The sequence below is a fragment of the Paenarthrobacter sp. CCNWLY172 genome (assembly GCF_037402035.1).
GTDB lineage: Bacteria > Actinomycetota > Actinomycetes > Actinomycetales > Micrococcaceae > Arthrobacter.
On the sequence record NZ_JBBEGB010000012.1, the window covers coordinates 73,546 to 98,174 of the forward strand.

26 protein-coding genes, 5 tRNA genes and 1 riboswitch are annotated in these 24,629 nt (G+C 62.7%); of the genes, 23 read left to right on the forward strand and 8 right to left on the reverse strand.

Annotation, left to right across the window (positions count from 1 at the left end; all coding sequences use genetic code 11):
• From WBN73_RS17660 to WBN73_RS17690, 7 genes are all read right to left on the reverse strand, one after another.
• Entirely contained in the window at nt 1-1,218 is a 1,218-nt protein-coding gene (locus WBN73_RS17660) for a benzoate/H(+) symporter BenE family transporter (protein ID WP_207597195.1), read from the reverse strand.
• A 120-nt stretch (nt 1,219-1,338) separates the two neighbouring features.
• The gene (locus WBN73_RS17665; protein WP_207597196.1) at nt 1,339-1,572 is read right to left on the reverse strand and encodes an antitoxin; all 234 of its coding nucleotides are present in this window, start codon (nt 1,570-1,572) and stop codon (nt 1,339-1,341) included.
• 95 nt (nt 1,573-1,667) lie between these two features.
• A complete protein-coding gene (locus WBN73_RS17670) occupies nt 1,668-3,122 on the reverse strand; it encodes an amino acid permease (protein ID WP_207597197.1) in 1,455 nt (484 codons plus the stop codon).
• Nucleotides 3,123-3,300: 178 nt separating this feature from the next.
• Nucleotides 3,301-3,376 (reverse strand) — tRNA-Gly (locus WBN73_RS17675).
• A 57-nt stretch (nt 3,377-3,433) separates the two neighbouring features.
• Nucleotides 3,434-3,508: transfer RNA gene (locus WBN73_RS17680), tRNA-Val, on the reverse strand.
• Between the two features lie 39 nt (nt 3,509-3,547).
• Nucleotides 3,548-3,618: transfer RNA gene (locus WBN73_RS17685), tRNA-Cys, on the reverse strand.
• A 46-nt stretch (nt 3,619-3,664) separates the two neighbouring features.
• A tRNA-Gly gene (locus WBN73_RS17690) sits at nt 3,665-3,737 on the reverse strand.
• Nucleotides 3,738-3,985: 248 nt separating this feature from the next.
• Here WBN73_RS17690 and WBN73_RS17695 point away from each other — a divergent pair.
• The 15 genes from WBN73_RS17695 (at nt 3,986) to hisF (ending at nt 16,429) form a co-directional block, all read left to right on the forward strand.
• Nucleotides 3,986-4,060 (forward strand) — tRNA-Val (locus WBN73_RS17695).
• 824 nt (nt 4,061-4,884) lie between these two features.
• Nucleotides 4,885-5,769, forward strand: a complete 885-nt coding sequence (locus tag WBN73_RS17700) for a cytochrome (protein ID WP_207597198.1) — start codon at nt 4,885-4,887, stop codon at nt 5,767-5,769.
• A 70-nt stretch (nt 5,770-5,839) separates the two neighbouring features.
• Nucleotides 5,840-6,412 (forward strand): peptide deformylase, encoded by a 573-nt coding sequence (def, locus tag WBN73_RS17705; protein ID WP_207597199.1) that lies wholly within the window; start codon nt 5,840-5,842, stop codon nt 6,410-6,412.
• Nucleotides 6,409-7,329, forward strand: a complete 921-nt coding sequence (gene fmt / locus WBN73_RS17710) for a methionyl-tRNA formyltransferase (RefSeq protein WP_207597200.1) — start codon at nt 6,409-6,411, stop codon at nt 7,327-7,329. The genes def and fmt overlap by 4 nt, the downstream gene beginning before the upstream one ends.
• Nucleotides 7,326-8,876, forward strand: a complete 1,551-nt coding sequence (locus WBN73_RS17715; RefSeq protein ID WP_337340924.1) for an RsmB/NOP family class I SAM-dependent RNA methyltransferase — start codon at nt 7,326-7,328, stop codon at nt 8,874-8,876. Before fmt ends, WBN73_RS17715 begins: the two co-directional genes overlap by 4 nt.
• A gap of 46 nt (nt 8,877-8,922) precedes the next feature.
• Nucleotides 8,923-9,597, forward strand: a complete 675-nt coding sequence (gene rpe / locus WBN73_RS17720; protein WP_172323889.1) for a ribulose-phosphate 3-epimerase — start codon at nt 8,923-8,925, stop codon at nt 9,595-9,597.
• A 77-nt stretch (nt 9,598-9,674) separates the two neighbouring features.
• Nucleotides 9,675-9,830, forward strand: a riboswitch (FMN riboswitch).
• A gap of 89 nt (nt 9,831-9,919) precedes the next feature.
• Complete coding sequence (pnuC, locus tag WBN73_RS17725) at nt 9,920-10,624, forward strand: nicotinamide riboside transporter PnuC (protein WP_207597202.1); 705 nt, start codon at nt 9,920-9,922, stop codon at nt 10,622-10,624.
• Nucleotides 10,621-11,760, forward strand: a complete 1,140-nt coding sequence (gene ribD, locus WBN73_RS17730) for a bifunctional diaminohydroxyphosphoribosylaminopyrimidine deaminase/5-amino-6-(5-phosphoribosylamino)uracil reductase RibD (protein ID WP_207597203.1) — start codon at nt 10,621-10,623, stop codon at nt 11,758-11,760. The genes pnuC and ribD overlap by 4 nt, the downstream gene beginning before the upstream one ends.
• The gene (locus tag WBN73_RS17735) at nt 11,760-12,389 is read left to right on the forward strand and encodes a riboflavin synthase (protein WP_337340923.1); all 630 of its coding nucleotides are present in this window, start codon (nt 11,760-11,762) and stop codon (nt 12,387-12,389) included. The genes ribD and WBN73_RS17735 overlap by 1 nt, the downstream gene beginning before the upstream one ends.
• On the forward strand, nt 12,386-13,081 hold the full coding sequence (gene ribB, locus WBN73_RS17740) for a 3,4-dihydroxy-2-butanone-4-phosphate synthase (protein WP_207597205.1): 696 nt from the start codon (nt 12,386-12,388) through the stop codon (nt 13,079-13,081). The genes WBN73_RS17735 and ribB overlap by 4 nt, the downstream gene beginning before the upstream one ends.
• A complete protein-coding gene (gene ribA, locus WBN73_RS17745; protein ID WP_207597206.1) occupies nt 13,078-13,782 on the forward strand; it encodes a GTP cyclohydrolase II in 705 nt (234 codons plus the stop codon). The genes ribB and ribA overlap by 4 nt, the downstream gene beginning before the upstream one ends.
• A gap of 18 nt (nt 13,783-13,800) precedes the next feature.
• Nucleotides 13,801-14,286, forward strand: coding sequence for a 6,7-dimethyl-8-ribityllumazine synthase (gene ribH, locus WBN73_RS17750; RefSeq protein WP_207597207.1), 486 nt, complete (start codon nt 13,801-13,803; stop codon nt 14,284-14,286).
• A gap of 113 nt (nt 14,287-14,399) precedes the next feature.
• Nucleotides 14,400-14,663: a phosphoribosyl-ATP diphosphatase gene (locus WBN73_RS17755; RefSeq protein WP_024820576.1), complete on the forward strand. Its 264-nt coding sequence runs from the start codon at nt 14,400-14,402 to the stop codon at nt 14,661-14,663.
• An 82-nt stretch (nt 14,664-14,745) separates the two neighbouring features.
• The gene (hisG, locus tag WBN73_RS17760; protein ID WP_207597208.1) at nt 14,746-15,606 is read left to right on the forward strand and encodes an ATP phosphoribosyltransferase; all 861 of its coding nucleotides are present in this window, start codon (nt 14,746-14,748) and stop codon (nt 15,604-15,606) included.
• A 46-nt stretch (nt 15,607-15,652) separates the two neighbouring features.
• A complete protein-coding gene (hisF, locus tag WBN73_RS17765; protein ID WP_089594622.1) occupies nt 15,653-16,429 on the forward strand; it encodes an imidazole glycerol phosphate synthase subunit HisF in 777 nt (258 codons plus the stop codon).
• Nucleotides 16,430-16,486: 57 nt separating this feature from the next.
• On the opposite strand, the gene WBN73_RS17770 is transcribed toward hisF, so the two are convergent.
• Nucleotides 16,487-17,131 (reverse strand): TIGR03085 family metal-binding protein, encoded by a 645-nt coding sequence (locus WBN73_RS17770; RefSeq protein WP_207597537.1) that lies wholly within the window; start codon nt 17,129-17,131, stop codon nt 16,487-16,489.
• A gap of 89 nt (nt 17,132-17,220) precedes the next feature.
• On the opposite strand from WBN73_RS17770, the gene hisI reads away from it, so the two are divergent.
• The 8 genes from hisI (at nt 17,221) to lgt (ending at nt 24,581) form a co-directional block, all read left to right on the forward strand.
• The gene (gene hisI, locus WBN73_RS17775; protein ID WP_337340922.1) at nt 17,221-17,637 is read left to right on the forward strand and encodes a phosphoribosyl-AMP cyclohydrolase; all 417 of its coding nucleotides are present in this window, start codon (nt 17,221-17,223) and stop codon (nt 17,635-17,637) included.
• A gap of 57 nt (nt 17,638-17,694) precedes the next feature.
• Nucleotides 17,695-19,278: an anthranilate synthase component I gene (locus tag WBN73_RS17780; protein WP_337340921.1), complete on the forward strand. Its 1,584-nt coding sequence runs from the start codon at nt 17,695-17,697 to the stop codon at nt 19,276-19,278.
• Complete coding sequence (locus WBN73_RS17785) at nt 19,275-19,880, forward strand: Trp biosynthesis-associated membrane protein (RefSeq protein WP_337340920.1); 606 nt, start codon at nt 19,275-19,277, stop codon at nt 19,878-19,880. The genes WBN73_RS17780 and WBN73_RS17785 overlap by 4 nt, the downstream gene beginning before the upstream one ends.
• A gap of 132 nt (nt 19,881-20,012) precedes the next feature.
• Nucleotides 20,013-20,285, forward strand: a complete 273-nt coding sequence (locus WBN73_RS17790) for an HGxxPAAW family protein (RefSeq protein WP_207597212.1) — start codon at nt 20,013-20,015, stop codon at nt 20,283-20,285.
• 2 nt (nt 20,286-20,287) lie between these two features.
• Nucleotides 20,288-21,106: an indole-3-glycerol phosphate synthase TrpC gene (trpC, locus tag WBN73_RS17795; RefSeq protein ID WP_337340919.1), complete on the forward strand. Its 819-nt coding sequence runs from the start codon at nt 20,288-20,290 to the stop codon at nt 21,104-21,106.
• A 114-nt stretch (nt 21,107-21,220) separates the two neighbouring features.
• The gene (gene trpB, locus WBN73_RS17800) at nt 21,221-22,594 is read left to right on the forward strand and encodes a tryptophan synthase subunit beta (RefSeq protein WP_337340918.1); all 1,374 of its coding nucleotides are present in this window, start codon (nt 21,221-21,223) and stop codon (nt 22,592-22,594) included.
• Nucleotides 22,594-23,406 (forward strand): tryptophan synthase subunit alpha, encoded by an 813-nt coding sequence (gene trpA / locus WBN73_RS17805; RefSeq protein ID WP_207597215.1) that lies wholly within the window; start codon nt 22,594-22,596, stop codon nt 23,404-23,406. Before trpB ends, trpA begins: the two co-directional genes overlap by 1 nt.
• Nucleotides 23,407-23,426: 20 nt before the next feature.
• Nucleotides 23,427-24,581 (forward strand): prolipoprotein diacylglyceryl transferase, encoded by a 1,155-nt coding sequence (gene lgt, locus WBN73_RS17810; RefSeq protein WP_337340917.1) that lies wholly within the window; start codon nt 23,427-23,429, stop codon nt 24,579-24,581.
• The last annotated feature ends 48 nt before the right edge of the window (nt 24,582-24,629 follow it).

Sequence of the window (24,629 nt, forward strand, 5' to 3'; positions counted from 1 at the left end):
TCACGCTTTCTGAACAGGCTCGCGGCTCTTGAGCATCCAGCGCACCAGGATGCCTCCGGCAAGCGCCCAGAACGCAGCGCCAACCCCGGCAAAGCTGAGGCCAGACGCTGCCAACAGGAAAGTGATGCAAGCCGGAATGCGTTCCTCCGCTACAGCCAGCGCTGAGGAAATGGAGGCGGCCAGGGTCCCCAGGAGTGCCAGGCCGGCGACGGCTTCCAGGAGTCCTGGCGGGGCTGCGGCCACCAACGTCACCAGCGCCGCGGACGCCGCGGCCAGGACAAGGTAGGCCAGTCCGGAAACGAACGCTGCGATCCAACGCCTGCCATGGTCCTTGCCTGCTTCCTCTCCCGCCGCCAGCGCTGCGCTGAGCGCCGCGAGGTTTATCGCGTGTCCGCCGAAGGGTGCACCGGCAAGAGTGCCCGCGCCGGTGACCAGCATCGAGGGGCGCCATGGAGTGGTGTACCCGAACGACTTCAGGACTGCGACGCCTGGAATGTTTTGCGATGCCATGGTGACGATGAACAAGGGTAATGCCAGCCCTACGGCAGCCTCTAGGGAGAAGGCCGGAGTTGTCCACTCAAGCCTTGGCACGAGGCTGTGAAGGGGTACCTGGACTCCGTTGGAGACTATGTGGATCCCGATGACGGCGAGGGCAACCAGCAACGATGCAGGGACAGACCAACGCGGTGCGAACTTCATCAGCACAACCCAGCACAAGATCACCGGAGCAACGAGGAGCGGTGCCGAGCCCAACGACTTGAAGGGCGCCAGGCACAGGGGAAGCAGGACCCCGGCAAGCATGGCTTGCGCCAGCGCAGTAGGGATCCTGGCCATGAGGCGCCCCAACACCGGCAACAATCCCGTCAGGACGATCAGTACCCCGACCATCAGGAACGCGCCCACGGCAGCCGGCCAGCCGCCGTCGACCGTTCCAGCGGAGGCGAGCAGCGCTGCCCCGGGTGTTGACCACGCGAGCGTGACCGGCATCCTGGACCGCCAGGACAGCCACAGGATCCCGAGGCCGAAGGTCAGGGTGAGTGCCAGTAAACCGCTGGATGCCTGGGCCTGATTGGCCCCCACAGCTTGAAGACCTGCCAGGACTACTGCGAACGATGAAGTAAAGCCAACCAACGCTGTCACAATGCCGGCGGTGATCGGCGGGCCCAGTGTGTCCCGGCTGACATGGTTATGAGTGGTGGGCGGGGAGACAGAACGCATGAAGTCCAACGTACCCGAACAGCGGTCGGACGCCCTGTCGGTTAAACGCCAAGGGCACCGGTGGCGCCTCTCGGCGGGACCGGTGCCCCCTTGACGTATCTGGTACGGCGGCTCAGGCAGCTACGGCTGCTTCGGCTCATCCGTGACGGGAGCCTGTCCAGGCTTTCCGTCGTTCTTGGCCACGAAGTCGGAAGCGGCATTCTGGACCTTGTCGACGTGGCCGGCATACTTGCCGCCCGTCTTATTGTCCACAAAATCCCCGGCCTTTTCGATGCCATTCTTGATGGCTTCTTCGTTGCCTTGAATGAGACCCTGAGCCTTGCCCTTCAGGTCGTCAATTAAACCCACGGGCACCTCCCTTCCATCGCGGAGCCAGTTCGCTCCTCCGCGTCCGACCCTAACACCACTTGACAGGGGTGCCAAGGGTTGCGGATGACGCTGTGGACAAACTACGCCAATGGCTTACTTTCCACCTTGTGGCGCGGGCTGTCCGGGTTCATCAGTGAGTGCCTGCGACCGTACGCGAAGTAGATCACCAGGCCGATGACCAGCCACACTCCAAACCGGGCCCAGGTTTCCCAATGCAGTTGGAACATCAGGAACGCGGAGGCCAGGACGCCGAAGGCAGGGACGATCGGCATGAGCGGCAACCGGAACGTCCTCGGAGCATTTGGCTTGGTGTATCGGAAAACAATTACTGAAACGCAGACCACCACGAAGGCGGCCAGGATGCCGATGTTGGTGAGGTCGGCTACTTCCTTGATGGGGAAAACGCCGGCGAGGAAGGCCGAAGCAACGCCGGCGATCCACGTCACGCGCTGTGGCGTGCCGTGCCGGTCAGTCTTGGCGAACCAACCGGGCAGCAGGCCGTCGCGGCTCATGGAGAACCACACGCGCGTGACGCCCAACAGGAAGGTCAGCATGACGGTCAGGATGGAAAGCACCGCGAACACCGAGATGATGGTGGCAATGACGGGCAGTCCAACCCCCTGGAACGCCGACGCGAAGCCGGCCGTGGGGTTGATGTCCTTGTAGTTCTGCATACCGGTCAGGACCAGCGTGGCAGCTACGTACAAAAGCATGGCGATGATCAAGGACAAGATAATGGCCTTGGGCATGTGCTTCTTGCCGTCCTTCGCCTCTTCGGCCGCCGTGCTCATGGCGTCATAGCCGAAGACTGCGAAGAAGACGGTTGCGGCGCCGGCGATAACCGGACCGAAGCCGCTGGGCATGAACGGGTTGTAGTTCTCGGCGTTGACGTAGAAAATACCGAGTCCGATGATGAACAGGATCAGGATGACCTTGATGGCCACCGCTACCAGTTCGAACCGGCCAAAGGCCTTGGTTCCACGGCTCAGGATCCACGTGACCAACAGGCAGACCAGGATCGCCGGGAGGTTGATGAGGCCGCCCTTGCCCTCGTCGGCAGTGGACGTCATCCACGTTGGCATGTGGATTCCGATGCCGGAGAGGAACGCATCGAAGTAACCGGAGATGCCGATGGCCACCACAGCCACGATCGCGATGTATTCCAGCAGCAGATCCCAGCCGATGAACCAGCCAATGATCTCGCCGAGGGCCACGTAGCCGTAGGTGTAAGCCGAGCCGGCGCGGGGGATCATTCCAGCGAATTCGGCGTAGGACAGCGCGGCGGCGCCGGATGCCAAGCCGGCGATCAGGAAGGAAATCAGAACTGCGGGGCCTACGCCCGGAGTTCCCTCGCTCCCGTGGGCTACAAGGCCGGCGAGGGAGAAGATCCCGACGCCGATAATTCCGCCGACGCCGATGGCCGTCAGCTGCCAGAGGCCCAGACTTTTGAATAGTCCGCTGTGCTTGTTTTCTTCCTCAATGTCGTCGATCGGCTTGCGCCTCAGGACGGACTTGGAAGCCGTCTGTTGATTCATGGGGGTACTCCTGCCAGTTGGCGTGGAACGGTGATGAGCTCGCAGTACATTATGCGAGCCTAATCACATTAGATAAAGCGACTTCTTCTGAGGGGTATCGGTTACTTCAAGTAATGAATCGATTATTTGCTGAAGTTGGGTACAAAAAAAGCAGCTCCGGGGGAGCTGCTTTTCTTTCTGGAGCGGACGACGAGATTCGAACTCGCGACATCCACCTTGGCAAGGTGGTGCTCTACCAGCTGAGCTACGTCCGCACATGTTGTCTGCCGGGCTGATGCCTGGCCGTCAACAACAAACAAGTTGCCTTGTTCTGGTGGGCGATACTGGGATCGAACCAGTGACCTCTTCCGTGTCAGGGAAGCGCGCTACCGCTGCGCCAATCGCCCATGCATCCAGCCAACTGCTGGAAGACATGGTTTTCACCGAGGTGGGTACGGGATTCGAACCCGTGTATACGGCTTTGCAGGCCGCTGCCTCGCCTCTCGGCCAACCCACCGTGTAAGCCGAATTCCGGGAAATTCCTGCTTTGACAGTGCCTTGCGAGCGGACGACGAGATTCGAACTCGCGACATCCACCTTGGCAAGGTGGTGCTCTACCAGCTGAGCTACGTCCGCAGTGTCGTTTCGACGGACAACCCTTCAGGCTTTCCGTCGCTTTCCGACGAGTAAAAACTCTATAGGAGGTTGTTGCAAACTCCAAATCGAGGGTGGGGATTTGGTTTCGCAGGTGGCTGGATCCTTGAATCTGCGCGGAATCCCCTGAGTTTCACCCATGTAATTCCACCGCTGTAGTTCCGTTGTCAATGAAGGCGCTGATCGGTTTTGCAATCAGGCCGTGGTCGGTTAGTGTTTTCTATGCACCCGGGCGATTGGCGCAGTGGTAGCGCGCTTCGTTCACACCGAAGAGGTCACTGGTTCGAACCCAGTATCGCCCACCAAGAGAAGCCCCCGGAATTCCGGGGGCTTTTGGGTTTCTGAGGCATTTTCCTCCACTCCCTGGTACCTGCGTGGGACTCGCGAGCGAGGTCCATGAATCCTGCTCGGCAGGATGATGGCTACCTACTGTCCCAAGTACCACGGGGACACCACACCGGTACTACCCAGTCCCACCACCAAGGTGTCTCGGTTTCAGTAATTGCCACGGTTGATCGCATTCCCCCTCTTGTCCTGGTGTCATTAAATGGCAATCAACCAGCAGGGCACGCACTCACCGTGGCGACGAGAACTGCGCCCCCGAGGCTTATCAGTACCTGCCGGCGGCCAACCTGGGATTCCTGCAGCTCAACCCTCGCAGGAACGAAGTTGCCAATCTTCATTGATCTTTGCCTCTCTCACATGGGGATTCGGTTCAACGCCAAGGCGCCGATGAAGGATCCCATACCGGACGCTGGTTAGTGCTAGTCGGGTTCTCCTGCGCTTGTGAGGATCGCGGCCACCACGTCCGCTTTTTGCCTGGTGTAAGCACTCCAGTCCTTGGTGCTGACGGCGGCCTCGCGCTTGACGGGGCAGTAATTGCACGGCATTCGCCAACACCGATGGGTATTTCGCGTCACGAAACGCTTCATCGGAGCACTTTGTCAACATGCGTGCTGACGATGAACCTGATGTGCCCTGGACCCCTCCTGACCCTGGGCTGTCCACTTCGGAACTGGCGGAGACGGCTCCCATCCTTGCGGCGAAGCTGGCCCGGCTGCCGCCGGAGCAACTCGCAATGATCTTCCCGCCGGAGAATTCTGTCGGCCCTGTATGACACAGTCTTTATATGACTGCTCCACTGCTTGCCCACGCTACTGACTACGGCCGGATGTATGCCCGCTCTACCACGGAGCAATTTTCGGTTCCCTCCATCACCACGGTGATCGGACAACAGGCCCACTCGCTGGACGGTTGGTTCAGCTACATGGGTGCGAGCAGTCTCGCTGCGGACCCGGAGCTTCCGGCGATTCTTGGAAGCCCGGCCAAAACCCGCCAAGCGATTAACAAGGCGGCCAAAGCTGCTGAGGTGTATAGGGACGCGGCAGCAGCACGAGGCGACCGCGTGCACACGTACTGCGAGCAGGTTGCCTTGCGTGCTCTGGGACGTCCGCACCGCATGCAGGAATGCAGGGACGACCTCGCAGCCCATGGTGAGGAGGCGTTTGCCGCCCGCTTCGATGAATGGTGGGAACTGTACCGTGTGGAGCCGCTGGCCCCGGAGATCACCGTGTGGAACAAGACTGTGGGCTATGCCGGGACACTTGACCTTGTAGCCCGGATCAATGGGCGTATCTGTTTGATCGACTACAAGACCAAAGGCACCACGCGGGATGGAACGGTCAAGGCCCTCGATGACAAAGTGGTCATGCAACTCGCGGCCGGAATGAAGGCGGAGGAAAGCCTGGTCGATCCCGTTGCCGGAGTATGGGAGCCATGGAAATACGGAGACAACCCCATGCTGCTCGCTGTAGCCATCGGAGAGACCGAAGTCCGGCCGATGCGGGCCAACCCGGAAATCCTCAAGCACCACTGGTGGAAGTTCTGCGCGCTTCGGCGCGTCTGGGAAATGTCGGCAGACGTCTCTGCAGCGGGACAAGCGCTGTTGCCCATTGCTCCGCCGGTGTTCGCAGCGGTTGGCGCCGGAGCGGCAAACAGCGCCAGCGGTGATTGACCTCAACTAAACTGGCTTAGGCTCCGCAACACCCGGAGCCGGGTTTGACGATAGTGAGGACTGACAGCACATGGCAATTTTGAGTATCCGAATCATCGGGGATCCGGTGTTGCGCACCGTAGCGGACCCCGTCACCGATTTCGGTCCGGAGCTCGCCAAGCTGGTAGCTGACATGACGGAAACCATGGAGGACGTGGAAGGTGCGGGCCTCGCCGCACCTCAGATCGGCGTCAGCCAGCGCGTTTTTACTTACCGCATTGGTGGAGTGGAAGGCCACATCATCAACCCTGTCCTGGAAAACAGCGATGACTTCCAGCCGGATGAAGTAGAGGGTTGCCTCTCGATCCCCGGCCTGGGCTTCCCGGTCCGCCGTTTCCGGACAACCAGGGCCACCGGCGTTGATTTGAACGGCAACCCGGTCTCGGTGGAAGCAGAGGGCATGCTTGCCCGGTGTTTCCAGCACGAAACGGACCACCTTGACGGCATCTTGTACACGGACAGGTTGGAAGGGGAGGACCGTAAGGCAGCCCTCCGCGCCATCCGGAACGCCAACTACCATGCCATCACGGAGAAGACCACGTCACAGCGCGCCGCCAGCGTGGGATCCAGTTTTGGTGGCGGCAGTTTCGGGGCACCCGAGTGAGGGTCCTTTTCGCAGGAACCCCCGCGGTGGCCGTCCCATCGTTGGACGCTCTGGTTAAGGCGGGATTCGACGTCGTCGCGGTCCTGACGCGCCCGGACGCGCCGGTAGGCAGGAAGCGTGTACTGACACCTTCGCCCGTCGCAGCGCGGGCCATGGAACTGGGTATCGACGTCATCCGCGCGGCCAAGGTCGATGCGGAAACCACCGCCCGGATCTCGGACTTCGCCCCGGATGTCGCTGCCATAGTTGCCTACGGTGGAATTGTTCCTAAGGCAGCCTTGGGAGTTCCGAGGCATGGGTGGGTCAATCTGCATTTCTCGCTCCTCCCTGCTTGGCGGGGCGCTGCCCCCGTCCAGCGATCAATCATCGCGGGGGACGAAATCACCGGTGCCGTAACGTTCCAGCTCGAAGAAGGCCTCGATACCGGCCCCGTGTTCGGTACCCTCACTGAAGCTGTGCGGCCGGACGACACCTCCGGGGACCTCCTCAAGCGCCTCTCCATCAGCGGAGCCGTGCTTCTCAGCCAGACGCTTTCCGCGATCGACGCCGGTCAGGCTGCCCCGCAACCCCAAACCGGAGAAGTCTCCCTCGCTCCCAAATTGATGCTGGAGGACGGCCGCCTTGACTGGCAGCTGCCTGCCCTTGCCGTCAGTCGCCGGGCCCGTGGTGTGACACCCGAGCCGGGGGCATGGACAACGCTGGAAGGCCAGCGGATCAAACTTGAACCACTGGCACTCCGTCCTGAGATCAAGGACCTGGCTCCGGGCGCCATCAGGGTGGATGGCAAGTCTGTGCTGGTGGGCACCGGATCCCACGCCGTTGAGCTCGGCAGGATCCAGCCGGCAGGTAAGAAAATGATGTCGTCGGCTGACTGGGCCCGCGGCTTGGCAACACCCGAGAGAGTGGTATTCGAATGAGTGAGTCCGGCCGGCGAGGCCCCAACAACAGCGGGAACCGGGACGGCGCCGGACAAGGCAACCGGGGTGCACGTGGCGAAAGCCGGCGTGACGCCCAGGGCCGGGAGCGAAACCGTGGCCCTCAACGGGGCTTCACGAACAATGCTCCATCGCAGCGTACGCGCCGCGCTGACCCAGCCCGTCTTGTGGCCTTCGAAGTGCTCCGTGCTGTTGCTTCCGAGGATGCCTACGCCAACCTGGTGCTCCCAGCCCGCATCCGGGAACACCGGCTGGATCGCCGGGATGCCGGCTTCGCCACGGAGCTGAGCTATGGCGCTTTGCGGGGCCAAGGCACCTATGACGCCATCCTCGCCCGCTGCGTGGACCGCCCCCTAGAGCAGTTGGATCCTGCCATCCTGGATGCCCTGCGGATCGGCGCCCATCAGTTGCTTTCCATGCGTGTTCCTGCGCATGCAGCGTTGGACCAGACCGTTGGCTTGGCGCGAGCCGTCATCGGCGCAGGTCCGTCAGCCCTGATCAACGCAGTCCTGCGCAAGGTCACTGCCCACAGCATGGGCGGGTGGCTGGACATCCTGCTGGCCAACGAAACCGATGAAACCCGGATTGCCTCGCTCCGGCATGCCCACCCTGAATGGATTGTCCGCGCATTGCGCCAATCGCTTGTCAACCACGGACGTCCGAAGTCGGAAATTGATGACCTGCTGGAGGCGGACAACGCCGCGCCCGTGGTCAATCTGGTGGCGCTGCCGGGTTTGGGAAGCCTGGACGAGGCTTTCGACAATGGGGCCACGGCAGGCGAACTGGTGGAAGATTCTGCCTTGTCCGCCGGTGGAGACCTCGGCCGCCTCGAGACGGTCCGTCGCGGAACCACCCGTGTCCAGGATGTCGGATCCCAGCTGGTTGCCCGGGCTCTAGCTGGCGTGGACCTTGGCGGAGTGTCCTCGGGAAGTGAACGCTGGCTTGACTTGTGCGCAGGTCCGGGAGGGAAGGCCGCCCTTTTGGCTGCCCTGGCGCACCGGGACGGCGCTACGTTGTTGGCCAATGAGCCCGCGCCACACAGGGCGAAGCTCGTTCAGCAGGCACTGTCGGCTGTTCCGGAGGACACGTGGTCGGTGCGGACCGGTGACGGGCGCGACGTTGGTTCGGAGCAGGCCGAAGCTTTCGACCGCGTCCTGGTTGATGTCCCCTGCAGCGGGCTGGGAGCTTTGCGCAGGCGGCCCGAATCGCGCTGGCGGCGCTCACCCAAGGACATTGGCGACCTCGGTCCGTTGCAACGTGACCTCTTGAAGTCTGCAATTGATGCAGTAAAGCCCGGCGGCGTGGTTGCCTATGTGACATGCTCGCCGCACCCGGCCGAAACCACTGCGGTTGTCAGCGACGTCATGGCCAAGCGTGCGGACCTGGAACTGCTCAACGCCGGGCAGGCTCTTGACGATGTCAGCCTCACCGGACACTTGGGCGCAGGTCACGAACAAACAGCCCAGTTGTGGCCGCACGTCCACCAGACCGATGCCATGTTCATGGCCATCATCCGTAAAAAGCCGTAACTGCCGGAACCCGGCTTTCCATTTCCACCGACCCAGAGGGGCTGCTTTGTCTCAGTGCTGTATCAATCCGAGCATCCTGTCTGCCGATTTCGTCAACCTTGAGGCGGAACTGCAGCGGATCAGCAATGCCGATGCCGTTCACGTCGACGTCATGGACAACCACTTTGTCCCCAACCTGACGCTGGGCCTTCCGGTCGTGCAGCGGATCCAGGCGGTCAGTCCGGTACCGTTGGACGCCCACCTGATGATTTCCGACGCCGACCGCTGGGCGCCTGCCTACGCGGACGCAGGCGTTGCTTCGGTGACGTTCCATGCGGAAGCCGCCATGGCCCCCGTCAAGCTGGCACGCGAACTGCGTGCGCGGGGATCCAAAGCTGGAATGGCCCTTCGTCCGGCTACGCCGGTTGAGCCCTACCTGGACATGCTCAGCGAGTTGGACATGCTGTTGATCATGACGGTGGAGCCCGGATTTGGTGGGCAGTCCTTCCTGGACATCACCCTGCCCAAAATCCGACGTGCGCGGGCTGCGGTAGAGGGCTCCGGCATCGGCGTGGCCATCCAAGTGGATGGGGGAATTACTGAGGAAACCATCATCAGGGCCGCAGAAGCCGGTGCCAATGTGTTCGTGGCAGGCTCGGCGGTCTATGGGCACCAGGACCCCGCAGCTGCGATCGATCGGCTCCGTGCAGCGGGCCAGGCTGTGACGGCGACGTTCGCCTGACGATCGTCACCACATGTTACGAAGATGGCTGGGAATAGCCCGGCCGTCTTGGTAGTTGTGGCAGAATAACAACACACATACGTGCTCCGGGGTCGGTGTAAGTCCGAACCGGCGGTTATAGTCCGCGACCCGCGAGCCATCGGATTCCAAGTGATTGGACCTTCGATGGCAGACGGTTGAACTGGTGAAATTCCGGTACCGACAGTTAAAGTCTGGATGGGAGAAGCACGTACAGTCATGCCGTGGGCGTTCCTTTAGCGACGCCCGGCATTGCGCTGTCGTACACCCCCGGAGTCATCGCGGCTTACTGGGAAGGAACGGCATGGACTTTCTGCGATGGCTCTTCGAAGCACAGATCCCCGTTGGAGGATCTGCTCTTGTCTTACGCGAAGTGCTTGGAAACATTTTTGGGCTCCTCAGCGCCCTCGGCGGTATGCGCCGCAAAGTCTGGGCTTGGCCGATCGGCATAATCGGCAACATCCTCCTGCTCACGGTCTTTCTGGGTAACGTCTTTGGTGCAGCTGCGCCGGCTACCCTGTGGGGGCAGGCAGCACGGCAGGTGATGTTCATCGCCGTCGCCATTTACGGCTGGTACCGGTGGCAGCAAGGCCGTCAATCGAGCAGCCAAGGGCGCGCCATTGTGCCTGGCTGGGCCAGCAACAAGGTCCGCATCGCCCTGGTTGGCGCCATGGTGGCCGGCACGGCAGCGCTGACGCCCTTGTTTGATGCCCTCGGTTCCTACCCGCCGGTCTGGGCCGACGCCTGGACCTTCATGGGGTCACTTCTGGCGACGTACGGCATGGCCCGTGGATGGACTGAGTTCTGGCTGATCTGGGTTGCCGTGGACATTGTAGGTGTGCCGTTGCTGTTCAGCGCCGGCTACTACGCCAGCGCGGTCATGTACCTGTTCTACGGCTTCTTCACCCTCACCGGGTTCTTCGTCTGGTGGCGGGCCGAAAAGCGCGAACGCACCGGTCGTGATGCCGGCACACCGGACCTTGCACTACCGGCGGGAGTTGCACGATGACGGCCGATACAGCCCTCTACACTCCGGCGGAGCGCGCGGCCATGGATGCCGCACTCGCCGCAGCCCTTGCCGGTCCCCGCGGAGCCAACCCGTTGGTTGGGGCAGTCATCCTCAGTCCCGGGGGCCAGCAATTGGCGACGGGATACCATCGGGGTGCCGGCACGGCCCATGCCGAAGCAGACGCGATCTCCGAAGCCCGCAAGCAAGGCATCGACACCGTGGGAACAACCATGGTGGTGACCCTGGAACCGTGCAACCATGTGGGCCGCACGGGACCCTGTGCGCAGGCAATCATGGCGGCGGGAATCTCAAAGGTGATTTACGCCGTCGACGATCCCCACGACCCCGCTGCGGGCGGTGCCCGTACGCTCCGTTCCGCCGGCGTGGAGGTCCGTTCCGGGCTGGCCCTGGAGCGGGCGTTCGACCTCAATCGCGATTGGTTCGACGCCGTTGCCGCCAAGCGCCCCTTCGTCACCTTGCACATCGCCCAGACGTTGGACAGCCGCATTGCGGCCGAGGACGGCACCAGTCAATGGATTTCCAGTCCGGAGTCGCTCGCTGACAACCATGGGCTGCGGGGACTCATCGACGCCATCCTGGTGGGCACGGGGACGGTCCTGATCGACAACCCCAGGCTGACTGCGAGGGACGCGGAGGGAGAACTCTCCAACCGGCAGCCGGTCCGCGCCGTAATGGGTTTACGGGAGGTCCCTGAGGATGCGGCAGTCCGGGGGACCGACGGGCGCTTTGTGCACCTGCCAACACGGGATCCGGCAGAGGCTTTGGGCATGCTGTTCGACCAGGGAGTCAGGCACGTCATGGTGGAAGGCGGCTCGTCCATCCTGAGCACATTCCTTGGCGCGCATCTCGTGGACGAGCTGATCGTCTACATGGCTCCGACGTTGCTGGGATCCGGAACTCCCGCCCTGCACGACCTCGGAATCACCACGCTGGCGGACGCCCAGCACTGGTCCTGGGACGACGCCGGTGGCGGAGCGGTCCGGACGCTCGGCAACGACCTTCGGCTGCACCTGCGGTCCCCAAGGGGCACCGCCGCCAATATCAAGAATTTGGTTCCACACAAGAGTTTGGTTCCGCGCGGTGAAGCTGCGGAACATGTCACAGGAGGACACTGATGTTTACGGGAATCGTTGCAGAACAAGGCACCGTGCTGGGCATTGAGCATGACGGCGACGCCAGCGCCACGCTGCGGCTGAAAGCACCCACCACCACCGATGGCTTGGCCTTGGGTGGTTCCATCGCCGTCAACGGAGTGTGCCTGACCGCCACACAAATTGACGGGCAGGACTTCAGCGTTGATGTCATGGGTGAAACCCTCGTCCGGACCACCATCGGCGGGTTGGCCTCGGGGGACACCGTGAACCTTGAACGCTGTGTTCCAGCGGGGGGACGGCTGGACGGCCATGTGGTGCAGGGGCACGTGGACGGTGTGGGGGAGTTGCTGGAACGCGAGGCCCTCGGAAATTGGGACCGGCTGCGGTTTGGTGTCCCGGCCCCGTTGGCACGCTACATCGCGGAGAAAGGTTCGATCGCCGTCGACGGTGTCTCGCTGACAGTGACCGCCGTCAGCGCTGCTGCCGAACCGGCGCCGTGGTTTGAGGTGGGGCTGATCCCCACAACGCTGGAAGAAACCGGGCTGGGAGCCAAGTCAGTGGGTGGCCACGTCAACCTGGAAGTGGACGTGTTGGCCAAGTACACCGAACGCCTCCTGTCCTTCGCGCCGCAGGCAGGGAGCACACGATGAGCGCCCCTGCAAAGACCTCACCGGCCGGAACTCCCCGTATAGCACTGGATCCCGTGGAAACGGCCATTGAGGCGATGGCCGCGGGCCGGGCAGTGATCGTGGTGGACAACGAGGACCGTGAGAACGAAGGTGACATTATTTTCGCGGCCCAGCATGCCACGCCCGCACTCATGGGATGGACCATCCGGTATTCATCCGGCGTCATCTGCGTCCCTTTGGACGGCGAACGTGCGGATGCACTGGTGCTGCCTCCCATGGTGGAGATCAACGAGGACGCCAAGGGGACCGCATACACCGTTTCCTGTGATGCAGCGATCGGCGTCAGTACAGGTATATCGGCTACGGACCGGGCCCTGACGGCCCGTATTCTGGCAGATCCGGGCAGCACCCCGGCCTCCATAACCCGTCCCGGGCATATTTTCCCGTTGCGTGCGGTTAAAGGGGGAGTGCGTGAACGTCCGGGTCACACGGAAGCTGCCGTAGACCTGTGTCGTCTTGCCGGGTTGGCCCCGGTGGGTGTGATCGCAGAGTTGGTACATGATGATGGTGAAATGATGCGCTTGGACAGCCTGCGCGACTTCGCCGCCGACCATGGATGCCCCCTCATCTCCATAGAGGACCTGGTGTCGTATGTTGAGGCGGTAGAGTCCCAGACGGCACCCATTTCACAGGAGGACGAGGAGAAGCGATGACCGCATCGACCACGCGCAGCAGCGACCACACCGGCCCTGCGCCCCACCCCGTCAGCGGTGGCCCGATCGTGCAGTTGCCCACGGCTTTCGGCGACTTTGTGGCTCAGGCCTGGACGGACCACGTGACCGGCGTTGAACACCTCGCCGTCAGTTCGCCCAATCCGCCGAAGGATGGCCGTGCGCCGCTGGTACGGCTGCACTCCGAGTGCCTGACCGGCGATGTTTTCGGTTCATACCGCTGCGACTGCGGAGAACAGCTGGCTTTTGCCTTGGAACTCATCCACGCCGAAGGCGGAACGCTGCTCTACCTGCGCGGCCAGGAGGGCCGCGGCATCGGGCTGGCCAACAAGATCAAGGCCTACGCCTTGCAGGAAGCCGGTTTCGACACAGTGGAAGCCAATGAGCAGCTGGGCTTGCCGGTTGATGCACGTTCGTACAGCGCGGCAGGACAGATCCTCGCCGAGATGGGACTTCATGAAGTCCGGCTTCTGAGCAATAATCCCGACAAGCAGCACCGGCTCGACAAGGCCGGAGTGACTGTGGTGGAAATGGTCCCCACCGAGGTGCCTTCACGCGAACAGAACCTGCGCTACCTGCAAACCAAGAAGGACCGGATGGACCACCGGCTGACGCTCGATGTCGAGCCCGTCAGCAATGGCAAGACGCCTTCGAACCACACCTTTGACAACAACCAAGACTGAACGGATCCACACCACACCATGAGCGGACACGGCGCCCCCACTATCGACCTCACCACCCTTAACCCTGAGGAAACCTCGCAGCTCAAGCTGGCCATTGTGGCAGCAAGCTGGCACACACAGATCATGGACGGGCTGGTGGATGGCGCACTTCGCGCCGCCAAGGAAGCCGGGATCGCCGAGCCCACACTCCTGCGGGTTCCGGGCAGCTTTGAGCTTCCTGTCGCCGCCGCCAGGCTCGCACCGCACTTTGACGCAGTGGTGGCACTTGGCGTGGTCATCCGCGGCGGGACACCGCACTTTGACTACGTATGCCAGGCCGCGACATCCGGACTCACCGATGTCAGTGTCCGCACCGGCGTGCCTGTGGGCTTCGGTGTCCTCACCTGTGACACCGAGCAGCAGGGCCTGGACCGCGCAGGCCTGCCCGGTTCCAAAGAAGATAAAGGCCACGAAGCTGTCACCGCAGCCCTCGCCACGGCAGTGACGTTGAAGCAGTTCAGCTAAAGCCCTTGCCTGCGGGCACTCAAGGGGATGTGGGTGTGTCTTCACTCACATCCCCTTCGTCATGCAACGCCCCAACAAGCGGTGTCCGCCCCGGAGCAAGTAGTCTGGAGGGCGTGAAGAATTTCGAGACGCTGTTCGCAGAACTGAGTGAGAAAGCAGCGACCCGCCCGGCAGGCTCGCGCACGGTTGCCGAACTGGACTCCGGAATCCACGGCATCGGCAAGAAGGTGGTCGAAGAGGCCGCCGAAGTCTGGATGGCCGCGGAGTACGAATCGGACGAAGCCGCCGCTGAGGAAATCTCCCAGCTGCTCTACCACCTGCAGGTCCTCATGCTCGCCAAGGGCCTCACTCTGGAGGACGTTTACAAGCATCTCTAGCCACGCCACTCCGCTCGCCTGTAGCGGAGCCCCTGCGTGGCCAAGGTGCCTGAAAACTCCCTTCCAACAAGAAAGTCTCCCCATGCTCCGTGTAGCAGTCCCCAATAAGGGATCCCTGTCCGAAGCCGCCTCGGCCATGTTGTCCGAGGCCGGTTACCGCCAACGTCGCGATACCCGCGAGCTGGTCATGGTGGACCCCGACAACGACATTGAGTTCTTCTTCCTCCGTCCCCGTGACATCGCTGTTTACGTGGGCCAGGGAACGCTGGATGTCGGCATCACCGGCAGGGACCTCCTGCTCGATGCGAAGGTCGAAGCCGAGGAAATTCTTCCCCTGGGCTTTGCGCCGTCAACCTTCCGGTTTGCCGGTCCTGTAGGTGACTTCGCCGGCGTCGAACAGCTTGAAGGGAAGCGCCTGGCCACCAGCTATGACGGCCTCCTGCGCGACTATCTCGCCGGGCGCGGCGTGAACGCCACAGTGGTCCGCCTCGATGGTGCTGTGGAGTCCTCCGTACGCCTCGGCGTGGCGGACGCCATTGCCGACGTCGTCGAAACCGGAAACACCCTCAAGGCTGCCGGCATGGAGATCTTTGGCGATCCCATCCTGAAGTCCGAGGCCGTGCTCATCCGCCGCTCCGGTTCAGGTGGAGCAGCCAACGGTACAGCCAAGGAAATCGAGATCCTCATCCGCCGGCTCCAGGGCGTCCTGGTGGCCCGCCAGTACGTGCTGATGGACTACGACATCCGCAAGGACCTGGTGGAAGACGCCGCTGCGCTGACTCCCGGCCTTGAATCGCCCACCGTGTCGCCCCTGCGTGATTCGGAATGGGTTGCCGTGCGGTCAATGGTTCCCAAAAAAGAAACCAACCGCATCATGGACGAGCTCTACGACCTCGGTGCGCGCGCCATCCTGGTCAGCAGCATCCACGCCTGCCGCATCTAACCCACGCAGTGATCGAGTAGAGCCCAGCAGAACTGAGGAGCAGCACATGGCTGTAGCCGTCCGCGTCATACCCTGCCTTGATGTCGACGCAGGCCGCGTCGTCAAAGGCGTCAACTTTGAAGGCCTCCGCGACGCCGGTGATCCGGTGGAACTTGCGCACCGTTACGACAATGGCGGGGCCGATGAACTGACGTTCCTGGACGTCACTGCCTCATCCGGCAACCGCGAAACCACGTTCGACGTCGTTCGCCGCACGGCTGAGGAAGTCTTCATTCCCCTCACCGTGGGTGGTGGTGTCCGTGGCGTGGCAGAGGTGGACAAGCTCCTGCGCTTCGGTGCGGACAAGGCGTCCATCAATACCGCCGCTGTTGCCCGTCCGGAGGTCATTGACGAAATCACCCGTCACTTCGGCTCGCAGGTCCTGGTGCTCTCCGTGGATGCGCGCCGTACCCGCGAAGGTGACGTCCCGACGTCGTCCGGTTTTGAAGTGACCACCCACGGTGGCCGCACCGGAACCGGCATCGACGCCATCGCCTGGGCCAAGGAAGCAGCGGACCGGGGCGTGGGCGAAATCCTGCTCAACTCGATCGACGCCGACGGTACGAAGGACGGCTTCGACCTTGAATTGATCCGCTTGGTCCGCGCTGCAGTGAACATTCCGATCATTGCCTCGGGCGGAGCCGGGGAACCGGCCCACTTCCCGCCCGCCGTAGAAGCAGGAGCTGATGCCGTACTGGCCGCTTCGGTGTTCCACTTTGGTCCGGACGACATGATCGCCCAGGTCAAGGCCGCCATCCGGGAGGCCGGCTTCGAAGTCCGTTGATCGGCAGTGATTAAAAGCAAGGGAGGGTCACCACGCAGTGACCCTCCCTTGGTTTGTTTAGAGGCCGATATCGGCAGACTGCAACAACGCGACGGCGTCCGGCTGGCCTTCGAAGGTGACCAAAGCCTGGCTGGTGCGGCCGTGCGCATGCATGAGCAATTCGCCCGGTTCGCCAACAATGGCGACGGAAACGGGGGCGCGCTTGGCGACATGCCGCGGCCCGGTGGGACGTACCAGGACGATGCCGAGGTCTACGCCGCGGTACAGGAAGGCAGCCCGCTTGATGAGGTCGTCCCACAGGGCATCCGAATATGCTTCGTCGAGTGCGCGGGGGGCCCAACGGTCGCCCGCGCGGCGGACGTCCTCAGTGTGAACAAAGTACTCAATGAGGTTGGACGTCTCATCCAGGGCTTTGATCTTCAAGGGGGAGAGGGCCGGTGGGCCGGCGCGGAACGTTTTGATGAGGTCCGCGTAGGCGTCAGGGCTCTTGAGCTTGGCTGCAAGTTTGGAAGTGGCCTTTTCCGAGGCCTTGCCCAGGCTGGGAATCAGAAGGCCCAAACCCACTGCGATCTTCCGTTCGCGCAGATACAAATGAGCAGCAAGATCCCGCGTCTGCCACCCTTCGCAGAGCGTGGGGGAGTCAGGTCCGGCCGCCAGCAGGGTTTCGGCCAGTACTTCTCGGGAAGGATCGACGAAATGCATCACTTGTGAAACTAGCACGATCGGAGCCCTCATGCGCAGTGGAACCGCCGCAGAATCCGGCTCCCGCCAAAGGCACTAGACTTGATCTGATGTCAGAGCAGTCCGCCCCCAGCCACTCTCCCGCCGTGGAGCTCTCCAGCGACCCCGCAGGCCCCTTGCCGCAGGAGATCGCCAGCGCCCTCAAGCGTGATTCATCCGGACTCGTTGCCGCTATCGTGCAGCAGCATGACACCAACGAGGTCCTCATGCTTGGTTGGATGGATGACGAGGCTCTCCACCGCACCATGACCACGGGACGTGTGACGTTCTACTCGCGCTCCCGCCAGGAGTACTGGCGCAAGGGCGACACCTCCGGACACGTACAGTTCGTGAAGTCTGTCGCCCTTGACTGCGACGGCGATGCCCTCCTGATCCGCGTGGACCAGATCGGCGCAGCCTGCCACACCGGTACCCGGACCTGCTTCGATGGTCGCGACTTCGCAGTTGTTACGGGCCACCGCGACTAAGGCACCCACTACTTTCCACTGACGCACCACCTCAGACAAAAGGCGGAGAACATAGCCATGCAGGACCTTGGAATCATCAGCCCGGGCCTGGAAGAGTTCCGCGAACTCGCCGTCCACAGCCGTGTCATCCCTGTCCGACTCAAGGTCCTGGCAGACGCCGAGACTCCTATCGGCTTGTACCGAAAGCTGGCCAAGGGCCAACCTGGAACATTCCTCTTGGAATCCGCGGCAGTTGGCGGCGCGTGGTCGCGTTACTCCTTCATCGGATCCAAGTCCCGTGCCACGCTGACCACCAAAGACGGACAGGCCCACTGGATTGGTGAGCCGCCCGTGGGGGTTCCCGTCTCGGGTAACCCTGTTGACGCAGTGCGGGACACCATCGCGGCACTCCAAACAGACCGCTTTGATGGATTGCCGCCGTTCACGTCCGGTTTGGTGGGCTTCCTCGGGTGGGAAGCCGTCCGTCACTGGGAGCGGCTGACGTCTCCACCCGAAGACGACCTGCACCTGCCTGAGATGGCCCTCAACCTGGTCACCGACATGGCTGTTCATGACAATGTGGACGGCACCGTCCTCCTGATTGCCAACGCCATCAACTTCGACGACAGCTCCGAGCGCGTGGACGACGCCTGGCACGACGCCGTCGCCCGGGTGAAGGGTTTGCTGGACCAGATCAGCACCCCCGTGGCCCAGCCGGTCTCTGTGCTGGAAACCGCTGCCCTGGACTTTGCTTCCAGCGTCCAGGAGCGGTGGGATGAAGCCAAGTACCTTGAGGCGATCGACCGCGGCAAGGAAGCCATTGTTGACGGCGAGGTTTTCCAAGTGGTGATTTCCCGGCGCTTCGAGATGGAATGCGCTGCGGATCCCCTGGATGTTTACCGCGTCCTGCGCAATACCAACCCGAGCCCGTACATGTATCTCTTCAGCCTGGAGGATGCGGACGGCCGCGGGTACTCGATTGTGGGCTCGTCACCGGAAGCGCTTGTGACTGTGACCGGCGAGGAAGTCATCACCCACCCCATCGCCGGTTCGCGCCCCCGTGGGAAGACCGTTGAGGCGGACAAAGCACTGGCGACAGAACTGCTGGCCGACCAGAAGGAGCGGGCCGAGCACCTGATGTTGGTGGACCTGTCCCGCAACGATCTGTCGAAGGTCTGTGTGGCAGGAACGGTGGATGTCACGCAGTTCATGGAAGTGGAGCGGTTCAGCCACATCATGCACCTGGTGTCCACCGTGGTGGGGAAGCTCGCTCCCCAGGCCAAGGCCTACGACGTCCTCAAAGCGACGTTCCCGGCGGGCACGCTGTCCGGCGCTCCCAAGCCGCGCGCGCTGCGACTGCTGGACGAACTGGAACCCCACCGGCGTGGCATCTACGGCGGCGTGGTGGGTTACCTGGACTTCGCCGGTGACATGGACATGGCGATTGCCATCCGGTCAGCCCTGCTCCGTGAGGGCCGCGCCTATGTCCAGGCCGGCGGTGGAATCGTGGCCGATTCGCACAAGCCATCCGAAGCGCTGGAGACGGTGAACAAAGCGGCCGCGCCCCTTCGGGCCGTTCACACCGCGGGATCGCTGCAGAACATTTCCGCTGAAACGGTAGGGACTGCGGACATCCACGACGACGGGACTTCCGCGTCATGAGCACCGCACCCTCAGCATCTCCCGTCAGGCAGCCGCCGCGCTGGGCACGCAAATCCACTGTGGTTCTCGCCACCACCATCCTTGCCCTGGCGGTATTCGGTGCCACCACGCAGACCTGGATCGAGGTCAGCCTGGATCCCACCGGAGCGTCCAACAGCGACCTCCACGTCCAAGGCAGCAAGGCAGCCACGGCAGTTACTGCCCTTGCGGTGGTCGCCTTGGCCGGCGGACTGGCAGCGTCCATTGCCGGAAAAATCGCGCGCTGGATCATCGCGGTCCTCATCGTTCTGTCGGCGGCCGGGATCATTCTTGCCGCAATCACTGTCCTGCTTGACCCGTTGGGTGCCGCCCAAGGTGCCATTGCTGCCGCAACAGGCGTGTCCGGCGGACAGGCTGACGCTGCGTCCACGGCGTTCCCGGTGGCAGCCATTGTGGCGGGTGCCCTGCTGGCCCTTTGCGCTGTTGCCTTGCCGCTGGCCGGACGTCATTGGACCTCCCGGACCAAGTACGACGCCGGCGCACGGGGCCGGAAGAGCAGCAACGAACCGGTGGACGAGATTGACAGCTGGGACAGCCTGTCGCGTGGTGAGGACCCTACGTAGGCAGCCACAGTGGGCTTCCGGGCAGGTGTGGCGCAACAAAAGCCCACACGCCTGTCGTGACGTCGGACGATGTCCCGGGCGCCGCCAATAAATGGCAGAATGTAAGCAGTATTCATCCTGAGGAGATTTCACATGAGCAAAACAACAGTGTCCGCAAACCAAGCTGAATCCACCATGGCCAGCCACGCTGACGCCATTGGCCACGGAAACAGCCCGGCTGCCTGGACCTGCGTACTTGTGATGCTGGTCGGTGCCCTGATTTCCTCCATCGCGTTCGTCATTGCCAGTACCCCGATCTTCATTGGCGGACTGGTTGTCATGGTCATCGGCCTGATCGTAGGCTTCGTCATGCGCAAGGCGGGCTACGGAGTGGGCGGCAGCAAGCTGCAGAACAACGGCCACTAATCGTGACCGTTCTTGATGACATCATTGTTGGCGTCAAGGAGGAGATGGAGACACGCAGCCGTCTCGTTTCCCTTGCGGAGCTGAAGGACCGCGCCGCAGGTGCCGCCCCGGCACACGATGCATGGGCCGCCCTGGGTGGTCCCTCATCCGTCCGCAACGACCTCAAGGTCATCGCAGAAATCAAGCGTCGCAGCCCGTCCAAGGGCGACCTCGCGCCCATCGCGGATCCCGCTTCCCTTGCGGTTCAGTATGCCGACGGCGGGGCTTCCGTCATCAGCGTCCTGACCGAACAGCGCCGTTTCGGCGGCTCGCTGGCCGACCTCGATGCCGTCCGCGCCGCCGTCGATATTCCCTTGCTGCGCAAGGACTTCACGGTGGACGAGTACCAGATCTGGGAAGCCCGTGCCCACGGCGCCGACCTCATCCTGCTTATTGTCGCGGCACTGTCGGACTCGGAGTTGGCGGAGTTCAGCGCGCTGAGCCACGAGCTCGGCATGAACGTGCTCGTGGAAACCCACACCGAGGAAGAGATCGAGCGCGCCGTCGCGGCCCAGGCCAAGATCATCGGCATCAATGTCCGCAACCTCAAGACCCTCGACGTCGACCGCTCGGTTTTCGGTTCCCTGGCTGGATTGATTCCTGCCGAGGCCGTCATCGTCGCCGAGTCGGGTGTGCGGGGCGTGGACGACGTCTCGCATTACGCCGCGGGCGGCGCCAACGCCATCCTGGTGGGGGAGGCGCTTGTCAGCGACTCCACGCCGCGCGAACGCATCACCGAATTCAAGGCAGCTGGAGCTGCCGCCATCGCCGTCAGGAACTGAGGCAGTCACTGAATCACGGCGAACTGTCGCAAGGCAGCCCGGGCTTGAGCCTGCGGCTGCCTTGCGGCACGTGGAACTACCCAATGAACTAACTGGAACAGGACGGTGAGACTGATGGTCAACGCGCCAACAGCCGGCTCAGAAGAGAATGCGGCTGACGCATTCCTGCAAGGTGGCCCTTCGCTGCGCAACGCCTCCGGGCCCTACTTCGGCAACTACGGCGGACGCTGGATGCCCGAGTCCCTCATCGCCGCCCTCGACGAAGTCCAGGACACCTTCGAGAAAGCCAAAGCTGACCCCGAGTTCATCGCTCAGCTCAAGGACCTCAACAAAAACTACTCCGGCCGGCCTTCCCTCCTCACCGAAGCCAAACGCTTCTCCCAGCACGCCGGCGGAGCACGCATCTTCCTCAAGCGCGAAGACCTGAACCACACCGGGTCCCACAAGATCAACAACGTCCTGGGCCAGGCCCTCCTCGCCAAGCGCATGGGCAAGACACGGGTGATCGCGGAAACCGGCGCCGGACAGCACGGCGTGGCCAGTGCCACGGCGGCAGCTTTGCTTGGCCTGGAATGTGTGGTCTACATGGGTGCCGAGGATTGCCGGCGCCAGGCCCTGAACGTTGCCCGCATGCAGCTGCTCGGTGCCACCGTGGTACCCGTGACCAACGGCTCCCAGACACTCAAGGACGCCATCAACGACGCCCTGCGCGACTGGGTCTCGAACGTCGAACACACCCACTACCTTCTGGGTACTGCGGCCGGGGCACATCCATTCCCTGCCATGGTCCGCTATTTCCATGAAGTCATTGGCGAGGAAGCCCGCAGCCAGATCCTGGAGCAAACAGGCAAGCTCCCCGATGCCATTGCCGCATGTATCGGTGGTGGGTCCAACGCGATCGGCCTGTTCCACGCTTTCCTTGACGACGCATCCGTCAAGATCTATGGCTTTGAAGCAGGCGGAGAAGGTGTCGAGACCGGTCGCCACGCGGCTGCGATCTCCCTGGGCCGTCCCGGTGTCCTGCACGGCGCCCGTTCCTACCTCATGCAGGACGAAGACGGCCAGACCATCGAGTCCCACTCCATCTCTGCGGGTCTGGACTACCCCAGCGTGGGTCCGGAGCACTCATACCTGGCCGACATTGGGCGCGTCACGTATGAGGCGGTCACGGATACCGAAGCGATGGATGCCTTCAGCCTCCTGTGCCGGACCGAGGGCATCATTCCCGCCATCGAGTCCTCGCACGCCTTGGCCGGCGCCATCAAGATCGGCCATCGGTTGACCGAAGGCAAGGAGAACCCTTCTGACGTCACGGTGATCGTGAACCTGTCCGGTCGTGGAGACAAGGACGTGGAGACAGCCGCGGCCTGGTTCAACATGTTGGATGAAGAAGGCCACGTCAAGGGCACTACGTTATCTACCCGTAAGCCCAAGGGCCCCACCGAGCGCACGTCCGATGCCGGGGATGTCAACGAGGACCAGAACTGATGACTGAAGAATTCGCCAGCAAATCCGCTGCCGCCATCGATCGTGCCAAGGCAGAAGGCCGTGCCGCGCTGGTGGGCTACCTCCCCGCGGGGTACCCCACCGTCCAGGAAAGCATAGAGGCGGGCATCGCCTTGGCCCGCAATGGCGCTGACCTCATCGAGATCGGCATCCCGTACTCCGATCCTGTGATGGACGGCCCGGTCATCCAGGCTGCAACCACCGAGGCGATCGCCAACGGATTCCGTGTCAGCAACGTTTTCGACGTTGTTGCCGGCATCACCGCCGCTACGGATGCGGCCGTGCTGGTCATGACCTACTGGAACCCGGTCATGCGCATGGGTGTCGATGAATTCTCCCGGCGCCTGGCCGAAGCCGGGGGAGCCGGGCTCATCACCCCCGACTTGGTCCCTGACGAGGCTCATGAGTGGTTCGAGGCCTCGGATAAGTACGGCTTGGACCGGGTGTTCCTCGTGGCACCTTCGTCCACCCCGGAGCGACTTGATATGACCGTCAAGGCAAGTCGTGGATTCGTCTACGCTGTCTCAATCATGGGCGTCACCGGAACGCGCACCTCTGTCAGCAGCAGTGCTGAAGACGTGGTGGCCCGTGCCCACGCTGCCGGAGCCGGGCGCGTGTGCGTCGGTTTGGGCGTGTCCAACCCGGACCACGTCCGTGAAATTGCCGGCTATGCTGACGGCGTGATCGTTGGAACCGCCCTGGTGGCGGCTCTCCGCGATGGCGGCGTGGACGCTGTCGGGCAACTCACCAAGAACCTCAGCGCCGGCTTGGGCCGCGCAGCTGCAGAAGCCTAGAAAAGGAAACAGCGAAGCGAATGCAGACCGTCCTCCACGCAGCGGCAATGGTCCCCATGAGTATCCCGAGCCCATCGTGGTCCGGTTTCGACATTCCGCTACCGTGGGGGACGCTGCGTATCCACGCTTACGCCCTCTGCATCCTGGCGGGCATCATCGTTGGCCTGTGGCTGACGTCGGCCCGATGGAAGCGCCGTGGCGCTCCTGAAGGCAGCCTGTGGGACATTGCCATCTGGGCAATTCCTTTCGGCATCATCGGCGGCCGGCTCTACCATGTGTTCTCCTCGCCTGACGCTTACTTCGGTCCGGGCTTTGACGGTACCGGGGACCTGTCCCTGATTCCGCAGATTCAGCGAGGCGGACTCGGCATTTGGGGTGCCGTCATCCTGGGTGCCGTGGGCGCTTGGATTGGTTGCCGCCGGGCAGGCGTCAAACTGACGGCTTTCCTGGACGCAGCTGCGCCGGGACTCCTGCTGGCCCAGGCGATCGGCCGTTTGGGGAACTGGTTCAACCAGGAACTCTTCGGTGCGCCGACCACCTTGCCTTGGGGATTGGAGATTGATCCAGCCAACGCGAACTTCCCGCCGGATATGGCGGCAGGCACGCTGTTCCACCCCACGTTCCTCTACGAGATGCTGTGGAACCTGCTGGGCGTGGCCATCCTTCTGCTGCTGGACAAGAAGTTCAACTACCGGTGGGGACGGCTCTTCTGGCTCTACGCGGTGTACTACACCCTGGGCCGGGTGTGGATCGAGGCGTTGCGCATCGATGATGCTGAACAGATCAATCTGTTTGGCATTACCACCAGGCTCAATGTGTGGACCAGCATCTTTGTCTTCATTGCTGCGCTGGCCATCTTCTTCATCCTCGGCCGCCGGGGACGGCCTGTACCCGACACTCCTTACTTGGCGGGGCGCGAGCCGGAAGAGAAGGCCGGAAAAGAGCCCATTCCGGTGACGAGCGTCACCAGTCATGATGTGGACGCATCTGTCTCAGATACTGGTTCGCGTGGTAATCTCCCTGATAACCAAAGCGATTCGGGCCACGTTGACGAGCCGCAGAAAACAGCAGGGAAGCCGGAAAAGGACACCACGTCCGCCCCGGAATCCACATCTGCTGCAACTGCCGCAAGGAAGGCCCCCGGATCCACGCCGAAGGCTGACGACACCAAGTAGTCACGTTCGGTCAAGGGGCAACAGAGTCACCGCTCGTAGGGCCCAGTC